Consider the following 14,627-nt stretch of genomic DNA (forward strand, 5'->3'; position numbering starts at 1 on the left):
CTTGCACGCGGCGATTGAAGATCGGATATGCGGAATGACGGCGCCGTCAGGCCGCGCGCACGGTACCGAGAAACTTGCCGACCTCGAGCTTGAGGCGGTTGCTGTCACCGGAGAGCATCTGCGCGGCGGACAACACCTGCGACGACGCCGAGCCGGTCTCGCTCGCGCCGCGCTGCACATCGGTGATGTTTGCCGACACCTGGTGGGTGCCTGCGGCTGCCTGCTGAACGTTCCGGGAGATTTCCTGAGTCGCCGCGCCCTGCTCTTCCACGGCAGCAGCAATGGTGGAGGAGATCTCCGACAGTTTCTCGATAGTCGCGCTGATGTCCTTGATGGCGCCGACCGATTCCTGCGTCGCCGCCTGGATGCCGGAGATCTGCTGGCCGATCTCGCCGGTCGCCTTCGCCGTCTGCTCGGCGAGCGCCTTGACCTCGGAAGCGACGACCGCAAAGCCCTTGCCGGCCTCCCCGGCGCGCGCTGCCTCGATCGTGGCGTTGAGCGCCAGCAGATTGGTCTGACCGGCGATCGTGTTGATCAGCTCGACGACATCGCCGATGCGCGTTGCCGCCTTGGACAACTCGCTGACGCGCTCGGTGGTGGTGCGGGCCTGGCCGACCGCCTCGCTGGCGACGCGCGCTGATTCCTGCACCTGGCGGCTGATCTCCGTAATCGAGGACGACAGCTCTTCCGTCGCCGATGCCACGGACTGCACGTTGGTGGACGCCTCCTCGGAGGCGGCAGCAACGACGCTCGTGAGCTCCTGACCGCGTTCCGCAGTCGACGTGAGCGTCGATGCCGAGGCTTCGAGTTCGGTCGCGGCCGATGACACGGTGTCGACGATCTCGCCGATTGCTGCTTCGAAACCGTCGGCGAGCTTGTGCATTTCGGCCCGACGCTGAGCCGCGGCAACCTGATCCTGCCTGATCTTGGCCTCCGCCTCCTCCCGCGCTTTCTGTTCAGACACGAGCTTGAACTTCTCGACGGCCGCCGCCACGCCCCCGACCTCGTCCTTACGACCGAGCCCGGGCAGCACCACGGAGAAGTCCCCGCCGGCGAGCCTGTCCATGGCTACAGTGAGAGCGCGAATGGGACGCGCGATGCTCAGGAACGACATCAGCCAGGAGCCGACGAGGACGAGCATGGCAAGTGCACCGACCACCATCCCGATCTGCTCGCTCGACGTCATCTCCTGCACGGAAGCGGCGATCTCGGCTTCACTCTTGCGCGTGGCGAAGTCGGCGATCTGGCCGGCAACCTCGTCCATTTGCGCGGCAATCGGCAGCGTCCCTTCGCGGGTGAGACGCGCGGCTTCCTCGATCAGCTGCGCTGCCTTCGTAGCTGCCTCGGGCCCCGTCGCCTCGAAAGCCTCGCCGCGCATCGCTGCGACCTCCCGGGCCGCCTTGAGATAGTCGGCGGCCAGGGTCTTGAGCTTTTCCATCCGCGTCCGGTTTTCCGCCGCATGTGACTGCTTCAGCATCGCTTCGGCAAGTTTGGTCAAGGCATCGGAGCGCTCGACGAGAGCACCGCCGGCCTTCTGCAGGTCGGCAGCGTTGCCCGCGAGCCGGATGTCGCGGACGGCGAGCTGCATGCTGCGCGCCGCCAGCTTGGCTTCCACCGCCTCGCGCGCCAGCTGCAGCTGCGCGACTGCGGCCTCGTTGGCCGCTCGAACATTGCCGTTGCCGATGTGTTGACTTGCGATGATGCAGAGGACCAGAAGGATGCCCAGCGCCGACGCGATCGCCAGTTTGGTCCCAATCCTCAGATTCTGAACAAGTCTCAACATGGGCGTGTTTCCCCGGAAGGAATATGCAGACGGGTCTTTGTCGGCCGCCCCTGGCGTTGATCTCGCCCTTGCCCAAAAGCTGAGCGTTTCACATTCCAATTTGGTTAACGAGATCCCTCGCAGAAATACTGATTTTTTACGCTAAATAATTGAAGTCGAAAGCAAATGCTGTCGTCATAGTTGTAAATTTCAGCCTGAAGTCGGCGCGCGGTCATTTTACATCCGCGGCCTCGCCGACCAGGCTGATGCGAAACACCGGCTCCTTGTTCTCGTCGAGCAGCTCCATGCTCCACTTCGCATTCGGCTTCAGATTGCGCGAAATGCTGCCGAGCAGATTGGCGCAGACTTCGGTCATCTCGGTCCAGGCCGCAGCCCGATCCTCGAACTCGTACGGCTGGTCGGCGGCACCAGAGTAGCGGCCGGTGCTGATGCGAAAGAAATACAGCGACATCGTTGAACCCGTTCGTAGGGCCGCTCCCGGCCATCGCGCAGGCTGGGGCGCCAGTCGCTACCAACGCATGAAAACCGCGGGCCGTATGACTACGGCGTGGCGGCTTCACCAGCGGTGCATTCCGTCAAAGGCGCGCGGTGGCTTCGCGCAGGATGTCACTCGGTCGAGCGGCGCAGCTCCAGCGGAGCGTCGTTCTTCGACTCCGTCTTGGGCTCGGACTTCACCGGCTCGATCCGGCTGCTCTCGACCCGCGGCGTCTCGACCCGCGCGGCGATTTCAGTGCTGGATGCAGTGATCGAACCGGTATGCTCCGAGCTGCGCAGCGAGCGCGGCCGCGCGACGGCGCGTGCCATCAGCATCTGGTTGCCACCCTGGTGATGGAAGTCGCAATAGGCGAAGCCCATGCCCGAGACGGAGCCGCGGAAGCTGCGATCGTCGGTCTTTTCCAGGTTGAAGCAAGGCTCGAACGGAATGCCCTTGATCGAGGCGCAGACGTTCTGGCCGCGGATCTGGAGCGTGTTGCCGGGGAGCCGAATATGGCGCACCGGGCCCGAGCCCGAAAACTGCACCGCGCCGGCGGCGCCGAGATCATCGAGGATGCGGCCTGCGCCGCGGGTGCCGTCGAAGCAGGTGAAGGCGAACACCTTGCCGGCCACGAAGCGGCGCGCCTCGTCCGCATTCATGCCCCCGGCCAAGGCGACGGCCGGCGCAAACGTCACGGCCGCCGTGACAGCCCCCAACACAATACGCGCAAGCATGCTCAACTCCGAACTAACCCCCGCAGCGGGCGATGCCTTATCTCTTTACCCGCTGCTTACCATACTAACCATGGCGACATTGAAGCAGCTTGGTTGGTAAAGTCTGAACGCCGTTAGACAATTTTTACCACGATCCGACCGCGGACCTGCCCGGCCAGGATTTTGGCGCCCCATTCCGGAACTTGGTCGAGTGGGATTTCCTTAGTGATTTCAGCTAGTTTCGTTCGATCGAGGTCGGAGGCGAGGCGCTGCCAGGCGGCTTTTCGCGGCTCAATCGGACACATCACGGAATCGATGCCGAGAAGGCACACCCCACGCAAAATGAAAGGTGCGACAGAAGACGGCAGGTCCATGCCGGCGGCGAGACCGCAGGCTGCAATGGCGCCGCCGTATTTGGTCATCGACAACAGATTCGCGAGCGTGGTCGAGCCGACGCTGTCGACGCCGCCTGCCCAGCGCTCCTTGGCCAGTGGTTTCGCCGGCGCCGACAATTCATTGCGGTCGATCACCTCGGCAGCGCCCAAGCTTTTCAGGTAATCGGCCTCCGAGGCGCGGCCGGTCGAGGCGATGACGTGATAGCCGAGCTTCGACAGCACGGCCGTCGCGACCGAGCCGACGCCGCCGGCGGCGCCGGTCACGACGACGGGGCCGCTCTTGGGCGAAACGCCGTGCTTTTCCAGCGCCAGCACAGAGAGCATGGCGGTGAAGCCGGCGGTGCCGATCGCCATGGCGTCGCGCGCCGAGAGGCCCTGGGGCAAGGCGACCAGCCAGTCGCCCTTGACGCGCGCCTTCTCGGCATAGGCGCCGAGATGGGTCTCGCCCATGCCCCAGCCGGTGCAGACCACCTTGTCGCCCGCTTTCCATTGCGGATGGGAGGAGGCTTCGACGGTCCCGGCGAAATCGATGCCGGCGATCATCGGGGAGCGCCGCACCACGGGCGCCTTGCCGGTCAGCGCGAGGCCGTCCTTGTAGTTCAGCGTCGACCATTCCACGCGGACCGTGACGTCGCCCTCCATCAGTTCGGCTTCGTCGAACTGCGTGAGCTGCGTGGTGGTGCCCTTATCGGCCTTGTCGATCCGGATTGCCTTGAATGTGGCCACGGCCTGAACTCCCTGACTGTTTGACCGGGATGTTTAGCCGATCAGGCAGGCTGCGCAACCGCTCGTGCGACCGGCTTCTCCACGATCGGTAAATTGATCAGCGCGGAGAGCACGCCGAACAGGATCGAGAGCCACCAGATCGGCGTGTAAGAACCAAACTTCTCGAACACGATGCCCCCTAACCAAACACCGAGGAAGCCGCCGACCTGATGGCTGACGAAGGCAAAGCCATAGAGCGTTGCAAGCCAGCGCGTGCCGAACATCAGCGCCACCAGCGACGAGGTCGGCGGCACCGTCGACAGCCAGGTCAGGCCGGAAACTGCGCCGAACGCGATCGCAGAGAACGGGGTGATCGGGAACGAGATGAAGGCGAGCGTCGTGAGCGCACGGGTGAAATAGATCGCCGACAGGATGTAGCGCTTCGGCAAGCTATTCTGGAGATAGCCGACGCTCAGCGATCCCATGATGTTGAACAGGCCGATCGCCGCGATCACCCAGCCGCCGGTTTGCGCCGAGATGCCGCGGTCGACCAGGAAGGCCGGCAGATGCACGGTGATGAAGGCGAGCTGGAATCCGCAGGTGAAGAAGCCGAGCACCAAGAGCACGTAGGAGCGATGGCCGAAAGCTTCGGCGAGCGCCTTGGTGATGGTCTGCTCGTCCGCGGGCGCGGTGCTGGCGCTGCTTGCAACCGGCGGCGTCGAGATCGCCAGCGCCAGCGGGATGATCAGCAGCATGAGGAAGCCGAACACGCTGAGCGCCTGCTGCCAGCCGAAATTGTCGATCAGTGCCACGCCAATGGGCGCGAACAGAAACTGGCCGAGCGAGCCCGCCGCAGTGCCGGCGCCGAGCGCAAGTCCGCGCTTCTCGGCCGGCAGGAGTTTCGTGAACGCCGACAGTACCAGATTGAACGAGCAGCCGGCGAGACCGAAGCCGACCATGACGCCCGCTCCGATATCCAGCGCCAGCGGCGTCGCGGAATAGCGCATCAAGAGGAGCCCGCCGGCATAGAGCAGCGCGCCGACGCACATCACGCGATAAAGGCCGAAGCGATCGGCGACTGCGCCGGCAAGTGGCTGGCCCAATCCCCACAACAGATTCTGCACGGCGATGGCGAGGCCGAACACATCGCGGCCCCAAGCGAATTCATGGCTCATCGGCTGCACGAAGAAGCCCAATGCCGAGCGCGGGCCGAAACCGAGCATGCCGATCGCACAACCGCAGAGGATGATCACGGCCGGCGTGCGCCAGTTGGAGGAACGTGAGGAAGGAGCGAGCTCGCCCGCTTGAATCGACATGGTGTTCCTCATTCGTCGGTTGGCGGCCCGCAGATCGGCGACCGCAAGGCAGCATTTAATGCAGTTGCATGGAAATCCCAAGCCAAAAATGATTGCGTTCCACGAGGGGCTCCCGCGGAAGCATTGCGTTTCATTGCGGCTCGTCCAGCGTGCAAAATACGACTTGACGGAAATGTGTGCGGCCGGACCTAGCGGTGCCATACAAGCCGTGTTATGTCGGATTTACTCAGATTGAGCATATTTAGGACGTCCTGAATTCCACCCGGCCCGTCGGCCGGATTTCTCAGGTCCCATATATACTCAAACTGAGCATATATAACTTTTGGGAGGCTTCGATGCCGATCGCTGCAATTTACGGCCCAGATGATTTTACCAATCGACCACCGGGCCAAGCCACCTCCACCTCGGTCATACCGACGCGAACCGCGCCCGCGCTGCCGAGACCTTCGCTGGAATGGACCAGCGAGGTCGAACGCGCCACGGCCCCGATCCACGCGCGCGTCAAGCATGTCATTCCGCCCATCGAGTGGCCGCTGATGGCGCCGACGATTCACGCGATCAACCAGCTCAAGCGTGCGCACAACGCGGTGATCCTCGCGCACAACTACCAGGCGCCGGAGATCTTTCACGGCGTTGCCGACATTGGCGGCGATTCGCTCCAGCTCGCCGTCGAGGCCACCAAGGTGAAGGCCGATGTGATCGTCCAATGCGGCGTGCACTTCATGGCGGAGACGTCGAAGCTGCTCAATCCCGAGAAGACGGTGCTGATCCCGGATAGCCGCGCCGGGTGCTCGCTCGCCGCCAGCATCACCGGCGCCGACGTGCGGCTCCTCCGCGAAAGATTTCCCGGCGTACCTGTCGTTGCCTACGTCAACACCTCCGCGGAGGTGAAGGCCGAGGTCGACATCTGCTGCACCTCGTCGAACGCGGTGCAGGTGGTGGAGAGCCTCGGCGCGCCGAGCGTGATCTTCCTGCCCGACCGCTATCTAGCGACCTATGTCGCCTCGAAGACCAATGTGAAGATCATCGCCTGGAAGGGCGCCTGCGAGGTCCATGAGCGCTTCACCGGCGACGAGCTGCGCGCCTTCCGCGACGCCGATCCGTCGGTGCAGATCATCGCGCATCCCGAATGCCCCCCGGACGTGTTGGCGGAGGCCGACTTCACAGGTTCGACCGCGCACATGATCAACTGGGTGCGCGAGCGTCGGCCGAAGCGCCTGGTGATGATCACGGAATGCTCGATGGCCGACAACGTCCGCGCCGAGCTGCCCGACGTCGAGATGCTGCGTCCCTGCAATCTGTGCCCGCACATGAAGCGCATCACGCTCAGCAACATCCTGGAGAGCCTGCTGACGCTCGGTGAAGAGGTGACGATCGATCCGGCGCTTGCGCAGCGGGCGCGGCGCTCGGTCGAGCGGATGATCAATCTGAAGAATTGAGGGCAACATGACCGACAACATCCACAACCTCACCCGCTCCACCGACGACGTCGTCATCGTCGGCGGCGGACTTGCCGGGCTGTTCTGCGCCCTGAAGCTCGCCCCGCGGCCGGTGACGCTGATCTCGGCGGCACCGCTCGGACAGGGAGCATCGTCCGCATGGGCCCAGGGCGGCATCGCCGCCGCGGTGGCTGAAGGCGACAGTCCCGAAGCGCACGCGGCGGACACCATCGCGGTCGGCGGCGGCATCGTCGACCAGGCCATCGCGCTCGGAATCGCCCGCGAGGCGAGCCCCCGGATTCACGATCTGCTCGCCTATGGCGTGCCGTTCGATCGCGATCTCGAGGGCCGGCTTGCCGTGGGGCGGGAAGCCGCGCATTCCGCGCGCCGGATCGTCCATGTCCGCGGCGATGGCGCCGGCGCTGCGATCATCGCAGCGCTGAGCGAGGCCGTGCGCCGCACGCCGTCGATCCGTCTGATCGAGGGTTTTGTGGCCGAGGCGCTGCTGACCGAGGACGGTGCAGTCACCGGCGTGCAATTGCGCGAGGCCGGAAACTTCGCGGCGAGGCCAGTGATGATCGCCGCCCGTGCGGTCGTGCTTGCGACCGGCGGCATCGGCCATCTCTACGCCGTCACCACCAATCCGGCTGAGGCGAACGGATCAGGCCTTGCGATCGCCGCACGCGCCGGCGCCGTGATCGCCGATCCTGAATTCGTGCAGTTTCACCCGACCGCCATCATGGTCGGCCGCGATCCGGCGCCACTTGCGACTGAGGCGCTGCGCGGCGAAGGCGCGACGCTGATCAACAGCAGTGACGAACGGTTCATGACGGCGCTCCATCCGCTCGCCGAGCTCGCGCCGCGCGACATCGTGGCTCGCGGCGTGTTCGCCGAGATCGCATCGGGACGCGGCGCGTTCCTCGATGCACGGCAGGCACTGGGCGCGCGCTTCGCCGACAAATTCCCGACGGTGCATGCGAGCTGCGTTGCCGCCGGCATCGATCCGGCGACGCAGGCCATCCCAATCGCCCCCGCCGTGCACTATCACATGGGGGGCATCGCAGTCGACGCGCTCGGCCGCAGCTCGATGGACGGGCTCTGGGCCGCAGGCGAAGTGTCGTCCACCGGCGCGCACGGCGCCAACCGGCTCGCGTCGAACTCGCTGCTTGAGGCCGTGGTCTATGCCGCACGGATCGCCGAGGACATTGCCGGTCAGGCGATCCCCTCGCCTACCCGCCTGCCTGAGGCGCTGATAACGCCGCGTAGCGGCGCGCCAGATGCGGGCGCCGTGAAGCGGCTGCGGACGATAATGAGCGCGAATGTCGGCGTAATCCGCGAGCGCGACGGACTTGCGGACGCCGTCCGCAGTTTTGCTGCGCTCGAGCACACGGCCACCAGCATCGCGGTCCGCAACATGGCGACATCGGCCCTGCTCGTTGCTGTCGCGGCCTGGAGCCGGCGCGAAAGCCGCGGGGCGCATTTCCGCTCCGACCATCCTGCGGAGGTCCCTGCCCTGACGCAGCGAACCATGACGACACTCGCCGAAGCGCACGACATCGCGGACGGCCTCACCGAGCGTCCAACGCCGCGCGTGGCGCAAACCATGATCGCCTGAAGGAAAGACCATGATCACCCCCAGCTCCCTGCTCTATCCCGACGCCTTCCTCTCTCCGCTTGCGATCGACGAGGCCGTGCATCGCGCGCTCGACGAGGACCTCGGCCGCGCCGGCGACATCACCTCGCGCGCGACTATTCCGGAAGCAACCAGCGCGCAAGCCGTCCTCGTCGCGCGCCAGTCCGGCGTCATCGCGGGCCTGCCGCTCGCGCTGGCGACGCTGCAAAAGCTCTCGCCCGACATCGAGGTGCGCGCGCATGTCCGCGACGCCGCGCGCGTAACCCGCGGCCAGCAAGTACTGACGATCTCGGGCCCTGCGCGTGCCATTCTCACCGCGGAGCGGTCCGCGTTGAATTTCGTCGGAAGGTTGTCCGGGGTCGCCACGCTGACGGCCGACCATGTCGCGCGCACCGAAGGCACCAAAATGCGCATCTGCTGCACGCGCAAGACCACGCCGGGATTGCGGGCGCTGGAGAAGTACGCGGTGCGTTGCGGCGGCGGCTTCAACCACCGTTTCGGCCTGGATGATGCGATCCTGATCAAGGACAATCATATCGCGGTCGCCGGCGGGATACGTGCCGTGCTGGAGCGCGCCCGCGCCCATGCCGGCCATCTCGTCAAGATCGAGATCGAGGTGGATACGCTGACGCAGCTGCGCGAGGTGCTCGACACAGGACTTGCCGACGCCGTGCTGCTCGACAATATGGATATCGCGGCCTTGCGCGAGGCCGTCAGGATGACGGAAGGCCGCCTGAAGCTGGAAGCCTCCGGCGGAGTGACGCTGGACTCGATCCCCGCCATCGCGGCCACCGGCGTCGACTACGCCTCCTCAGGCGCGCTGACACACTCGGCGCCGAATTTCGACTGTGCGCTGGATATCGATGTCTAAGCGGCTACCGCCGCTCGGTCACGCCCATCTCGGCGGAGCTCTTCGCCTCCTGGACCAGCTCGGCCGAGAGCGCGGCGGTCTGCGCGGGCGTGCCCCAGCTGGGCTCCTCAGCTCCATCGCCCCAGTTGCGCGGCCGGTAGAAGGTGTGCACGCCGAACTTGTACATCTTCTTCATCTCGGACACCCAGGAGGGGCGCACCCAATAGGCATGATAGTGCGTGGACTTGCCGACCTCGGGCAACCAGATCTGGCCGTCGAGCATCGCCTTCGAGATCTTCTTGGCGCGCTCCCACATCTCGGGCTCGCGGATCACGTCGGGATTGTTGTCGCAGGCGAAGGTGAACTGGCAGGCGAAGTGACGGTATTTGTTCTGATAGACCACGCCGCAGACCGTATCAGGATATTTGCCGGAGAAGACGCGGTTCATCACCACTTGCGCGACAGCGATCTGGCCGCGGACGGCCTCGCCACGGGATTCGAAATAGACGGCTTCGGCGAGGCACTTTTCGGACTTCGCGCGTGACTTGTCGTCGAGCGCGAGACGCTCCGCCGGCGATTTGGCGCGCTGGTTGTCGGCGTTGACCTCGCCCTTCGGCGCGACGCTCTCGCCGCTTTCGGTCGCGTTACCGACGTCCTCGTTCGGCGGCGACAGCGAGGCCAGCTTCATGTCGGGATCTGGCATCACGATCAACGGCTCCGCGCCGGGCTGCCAGCTTTCGATGCTCTCGACGGGACCGCCGAGCGAGGAGCTGCCGAAGAACAGGCTCGAGGTTTTCACGCTGAAAGGATCGCGCGGCGGGGTCGCGACCGTTGCCTGCTTCGGCGCATTGACCGGCTGCGCTGCGAACGGCAGCGCGACGTCGTCGGCCTTCGGATTGGCGTACTGCGTCAGCGGCGGCGCGCGCATGGCCTCCTGGAGCTCGGGATCCAGCGCTGCCGCGGACTCCGGCGACATCGCTTGCGGCTGTGGGACAGGCCGCTCAGCGGTCTTGGCGCCGAACACAGAGCTGTTCGAAGTCGCAGGATTCTCCTGCGCGGGCGCGGCAGCCGGCGCGGCCGTCTCGGGTGCCAGCGCGGGCGTCACGATGGCGAGACGGTCGCCCTTCAGCGCGCGATCGACCTTGGGAAAATCGGAGGCCTGATAGCGCGCCGGCGCCTGGAGCGCCGGGTTGCGCGGGATCGAGCCGGTGACGTCGCGGCCATCGAGGCTCGCGAGGCGAACCATTGCGCTCTGCGGCGCGGACGTCCCGATCGGGCGCGAGAAACTGTAGGTGGCGAGCTGAATGGACGAGGCCGCAGAGAAGACCTGCTTCTGCCAGCGCTCGGCGACGCCGGGCTGACGCGCCAGCAGCGAGCCTATGTCCTGATAGCCGATCTCTCGCGGCATCAGCGCGAAGACCAGGAGACCGATTCCGAAGGACGCGAACCGCGCGCCCTTCGGATGGTTACGCAACACTGACATCGATACGCTCACGCTACGCTTACGCCAGTCTCCGATCGAACTCAGTACATCCGTGCAATTCGATCTTTATCGTCAGTATCCAATTTAGGTTGCCGGGGCGTTAATCAGCGTTGCGCACGGAGCACACTCAAGCGATGTCGGGTGTTTTCACGGAGCGATGAGGCGCGGTGGTAAATGCGGGCTGATCTGAAGCGGTAAACAATCGGTCAATGCGAATGGTGAAGGAACTCTTGCTGATAGATTTTGCGCGCACGTATCATTACGGGACGTCGTAAGCTTCCTCCGTCGTCATTGCGAGCGCAGCGAAGCAATCCAGAGCCTTTCCGCGTAGACAGTCTGGATTGCTTCGTCGCAAGCGCTCCTCGCAACGACGAGCCGATCGAACATCGCCCCAAAATGAAAAGAGGCGGAGCCCAGCCCCGCCTCTCTCGCATCTCGTATGTCGCCCCGCCTTAAGCCTGGCTCGCAATCTCCTTGCCCAGCGCAGCCTGGGCCGCGGCGAGCCGCGCGATCGGCACGCGGTAGGGCGAGCACGACACGTAGTTGAGACCGACGTTGTGGCAGAATGCGACGGAGGCCGGGTCGCCGCCGTGCTCGCCGCAGATGCCGACCTTGAGCGACGCGCGCGTCTTGCGTCCGCGGGCGACACCGATCTTGACGAGCTCGCCGACGCCTTCCTGGTCGAGCGAGATGAAGGGATCGACCGCAAGGATGCCCTTCGCCACGTAGGGACCGAGGAAGCTTGCGGCGTCGTCGCGGCTGATGCCGTAGGTCGTCTGCGTCAGGTCGTTGGTGCCGAACGAGAAGAACTCGGCGCTCTCGGCGATCTCGCCGGCGAGCAGGCAGGCGCGCGGCAGCTCGATCATGGTGCCGACCTGATAGGCGAGCTTGGTATTCGTCTCGCGCATCACGGCCTTTGCGGTGGTGTCGATCCGGGCCTTGACCAGATCGAGCTCGGCCTTGGTCGCGATCAGCGGCACCATCACCTCGAGGCCGACGGCCTTGCCGGTGCGCCTCTCGGCCTCGACCGCAGCTTCGAAGATCGCCCGCGCCTGCATCTCGGCGATTTCGGGATAGGCGATCGCGATGCGGCAGCCGCGGAAGCCGAGCATCGGGTTGAACTCCGACAGCTCGCGCGCACGGTCGGCCAGGCGCCGCGGATCGGTGTTCATGGCGCGCGCCACTTCCTCGACCTCGGCATGGGTGTGCGGCAGGAACTCGTGCAGCGGCGGATCGAGCAGACGGATCGTGACGGGCAGGCCCTTCATGATCTCGAACAACTCGACGAAGTCGGCGCGCTGCATCGGCAGCAGCTTGGCAAGCGCGGCCCGGCGCGACTGCTCGTCCTCGGAGAGGATCATCTCGCGCACCGTGCGGATGCGCGTCTCCTCGAAGAACATGTGCTCGGTGCGGCAGAGGCCGATGCCTTCGGCACCGAACTTGATCGCGGTGCGGGCGTCGTCAGGCGTGTCGCCGTTGACACGGACGCCGATCTTGCGGACCTGGTCGGCCCAGTTCATCAGCGTGCCGAATTCGCCTGACAGTTCCGGCTCGATCATCGGCATGCGGCCGGCCAGCACCTGGCCGAGCGAGCCGTCGATGGTGATGACGTCGCCGGCCTTGAAGGTGCGCGAGCCGATGCTCATGGTACCGCGGCCGTAATCGACGCGGATGGTGCCGCAGCCCGAGACGCAGGGCTTGCCCATGCCGCGGGCAACCACGGCGGCGTGCGACGTCATGCCGCCACGGGTCGTCAGGATGCCTTCGGCGGCGTGCATGCCGTGGATGTCTTCGGGGCTGGTCTCGATGCGGACCAGGATGACCTTGCGGCCGTCGCCCTGGAGCTTGGCCGCTTCGTCCGACGAGAACACGATCTCGCCCGAGGCAGCACCCGGGGACGCCGGCAGGCCGGTCGCGATCACGTCGCGCTTGGCGTTGGGATCGATGGTCGGATGCAGCAGCTGGTCGAGCGAAGCCGGATCGATGCGAGTAACCGCTTCCTTCTTCGAGATCAGGCCTTCATTGGCGAGCTCGACAGCGATGCGCAGCGCCGCCTTGGCGGTGCGCTTGCCGCCACGGGTCTGCAGCATCCAGAGCTTGCCGCGCTCGACGGTGAACTCCATGTCCTGCATGTCGCGGTAATGCTTTTCGAGCTGCGTGTAGATTCGCGTCAGCTCCTTGAAGGCTTCCGGCATCGCCGATTCCATCGACGCCTTGTCGGAGCCAGATTCCTTCCGCGCATCCTCGGTGATGTCCTGCGGCGTACGGATGCCCGCCACCACGTCCTCGCCCTGCGCGTTGATCAGGAACTCGCCGTAGAGCTTGCTCTCGCCGGTCGAGGGATTGCGGGTGAAGGCAACGCCGGTCGCCGAGGTCTCGCCCATGTTGCCGAACACCATGGCCTGCACATTGACCGCGGTGCCCCAGGATTCCGGAATGTCGTGCAGCTTGCGGTAGGTCACCGCGCGCGCGTTCATCCAGGACGAAAACACCGCGCCGACCGCACCCCAGAGCTGGTCGTGCGGATCCTGCGGAAACTCCTTGCCGGTCTCGCGCGCGACCGCGTCCTTGTACTTGCCGACCAGCTCGATCCAGTCTTCGGCGGTGAGGTCGGTGTCGAGCGTGTAGCCCTGGCTGTCCTTGAAGGTGTCGAGGATTTCCTCGAAATGATGGTGCTCGAAACCGAGCACCACGTCGGAATACATGGTGATGAAGCGGCGATAGCTGTCATAGGCGAAGCGGCGGTCGCCCGACAGCTCCGACAGCGCTTCCACGGTCAGGTCGTTGAGACCGAGATTCAGCACCGTGTCCATCATGCCCGGCATCGAGGCGCGCGCGCCCGAGCGCACCGAGACCAGCAGCGGGTTCTTGGTGTCGCCGAACACCTTGCCGGTCAACTTGCCGACATAGTCCAGCGCCTTTTCAACCTGCGGCTTCAGCTCCTTCGGATACGTCTTGTCGTGCTCGTAGAAGTAAGTGCAGACCGAGGTTGGGATGGTGAAGCCGGGAGGCACCGGCAGACCGAGATTGGCCATCTCGGCGAGGTTGGCGCCCTTGCCCCCGAGCAGGTCGCGCATCTGCGAACGGCCCTCGGCCTTGCCGTCACCGAACGTGAAGACCCACTTGCCGGCCGGAACCTTGGCCGCAACGCTCTTGGCGGCAACCTTCGGCGCCGTCGGCTTGGCTGCGGCTTTTGCCGCCGGCTTGGCAGCAGCCTTCGCAGCGGTCTTCACGGCAGTCTTGACTGCAGTCTTGGCGACCGGCTTCGGGACGCTCTTCACGGCGCTCTTGGGGAGCGCCTTGCGGGCCGCCGGCGCGGCTTTCGCCTTGGCGGAGAGCTTTGATTTCGCTGCAGTTTTATTAGGCTTCGAGGCGGCTTTGGCCATAGCTTGCACACAACCTGCGAGAGGGACGGGAAATTGCGGGCCTTACACCATTTTGGGCGGGCCCGCGCAAGTCAGAGTTCCGGAAAATCAAGGCCTAGAGATGGAGCCACTTCAATAAGCCGAGCCCGATCGCGCCGTTGATGATGAGGAAAATCGCCACGATCAGGTTCAGCAGGCGCGGCATGATCAAAATGAGCACGCCCGCAAGCAACGACAGAAGCGGCGAGATGTGGGCGACAGTGATGTGCATGAATTTTCTTTCCGAGCGTTGGGACGAATCGCGGCCGGATCATACCGGACCCGGTTCCGCGGGTAGAGACGCGCTGCGGCGCCCTGAGTTCCGGGTTTCGCGAAAACTGCCCGAAATTGCCGCGTATGCGGCAGGGCTTTTTCCGGAACATCGCGCGCGGCGCAGCATTGGCAACCGGTCGCGCCATTGGCGCTTCCGT

At 65.1% G+C, this 14,627-nt stretch carries 11 protein-coding genes; 3 read left to right on the forward strand and 8 right to left on the reverse strand.

Translation table 11 applies throughout. The features are described 5' to 3' along the window. Positions 1–46: 46 nt before the first annotated feature. The 5 genes from X265_RS28205 to X265_RS28225 all read right to left on the reverse strand — a co-directional run bounded on the left by X265_RS28205 (position 47) and on the right by X265_RS28225 (position 5,387). Positions 47–1,783, reverse strand: a complete 1,737-nt coding sequence (locus X265_RS28205; protein WP_128967793.1) for a methyl-accepting chemotaxis protein — start codon at positions 1,781–1,783, stop codon at positions 47–49. 211 nt (positions 1,784–1,994) lie between these two features. Beyond that, complete coding sequence (locus X265_RS28210) at positions 1,995–2,234, reverse strand: DUF6894 family protein (protein WP_128967794.1); 240 nt, start codon at positions 2,232–2,234, stop codon at positions 1,995–1,997. Positions 2,235–2,389: 155 nt separating this feature from the next. Then, on the reverse strand, positions 2,390–2,992 hold the full coding sequence (locus X265_RS28215; protein WP_128967795.1) for a hypothetical protein: 603 nt from the start codon (positions 2,990–2,992) through the stop codon (positions 2,390–2,392). Between the two features lie 113 nt (positions 2,993–3,105). Continuing rightward, positions 3,106–4,092: an acrylyl-CoA reductase (NADPH) gene (acuI, locus tag X265_RS28220; protein WP_128967796.1), complete on the reverse strand. Its 987-nt coding sequence runs from the start codon at positions 4,090–4,092 to the stop codon at positions 3,106–3,108. Between the two features lie 41 nt (positions 4,093–4,133). Continuing rightward, positions 4,134–5,387 (reverse strand): MFS transporter, encoded by a 1,254-nt coding sequence (locus tag X265_RS28225; RefSeq protein ID WP_128967797.1) that lies wholly within the window; start codon positions 5,385–5,387, stop codon positions 4,134–4,136. A 335-nt stretch (positions 5,388–5,722) separates the two neighbouring features. Here X265_RS28225 and nadA point away from each other — a divergent pair, with 335 nt between their 5' ends. From nadA to nadC, 3 genes are read left to right on the forward strand one after another with little or no spacing between them, the layout of a single operon-like run. Next, complete coding sequence (gene nadA, locus X265_RS28230; protein WP_128967798.1) at positions 5,723–6,826, forward strand: quinolinate synthase NadA; 1,104 nt, start codon at positions 5,723–5,725, stop codon at positions 6,824–6,826. Between the two features lie 7 nt (positions 6,827–6,833). Next, entirely contained in the window at positions 6,834–8,441 is a 1,608-nt protein-coding gene (locus tag X265_RS28235; protein ID WP_128967799.1) for an L-aspartate oxidase, read from the forward strand. A 10-nt stretch (positions 8,442–8,451) separates the two neighbouring features. After that, positions 8,452–9,330, forward strand: coding sequence for a carboxylating nicotinate-nucleotide diphosphorylase (gene nadC, locus X265_RS28240; protein WP_128967800.1), 879 nt, complete (start codon positions 8,452–8,454; stop codon positions 9,328–9,330). A 4-nt stretch (positions 9,331–9,334) separates the two neighbouring features. Here the strand turns inward: nadC and X265_RS28245 are convergent, their stop codons facing one another. The 3 genes from X265_RS28245 to X265_RS28260 all read right to left on the reverse strand — a co-directional run bounded on the left by X265_RS28245 (position 9,335) and on the right by X265_RS28260 (position 14,428). After that, positions 9,335–10,792 carry a cell wall hydrolase gene (locus X265_RS28245; protein WP_164938832.1) on the reverse strand — a complete coding sequence of 486 codons (1,458 nt, stop codon included), beginning with the start codon at positions 10,790–10,792 and terminating at the stop codon, positions 9,335–9,337. A gap of 452 nt (positions 10,793–11,244) precedes the next feature. Beyond that, the gene (gene ppdK / locus X265_RS28255; RefSeq protein WP_164938833.1) at positions 11,245–14,178 is read right to left on the reverse strand and encodes a pyruvate, phosphate dikinase; all 2,934 of its coding nucleotides are present in this window, start codon (positions 14,176–14,178) and stop codon (positions 11,245–11,247) included. 94 nt (positions 14,179–14,272) lie between these two features. Further along, positions 14,273–14,428 (reverse strand): DUF3096 domain-containing protein, encoded by a 156-nt coding sequence (locus X265_RS28260; RefSeq protein ID WP_014497329.1) that lies wholly within the window; start codon positions 14,426–14,428, stop codon positions 14,273–14,275. Between the last annotated feature and the right edge of the window lie 199 nt (positions 14,429–14,627).

The sequence above is a fragment of the Bradyrhizobium guangdongense genome, assembly GCF_004114975.1.
Classification (GTDB): domain Bacteria; phylum Pseudomonadota; class Alphaproteobacteria; order Rhizobiales; family Xanthobacteraceae; genus Bradyrhizobium; species Bradyrhizobium guangdongense.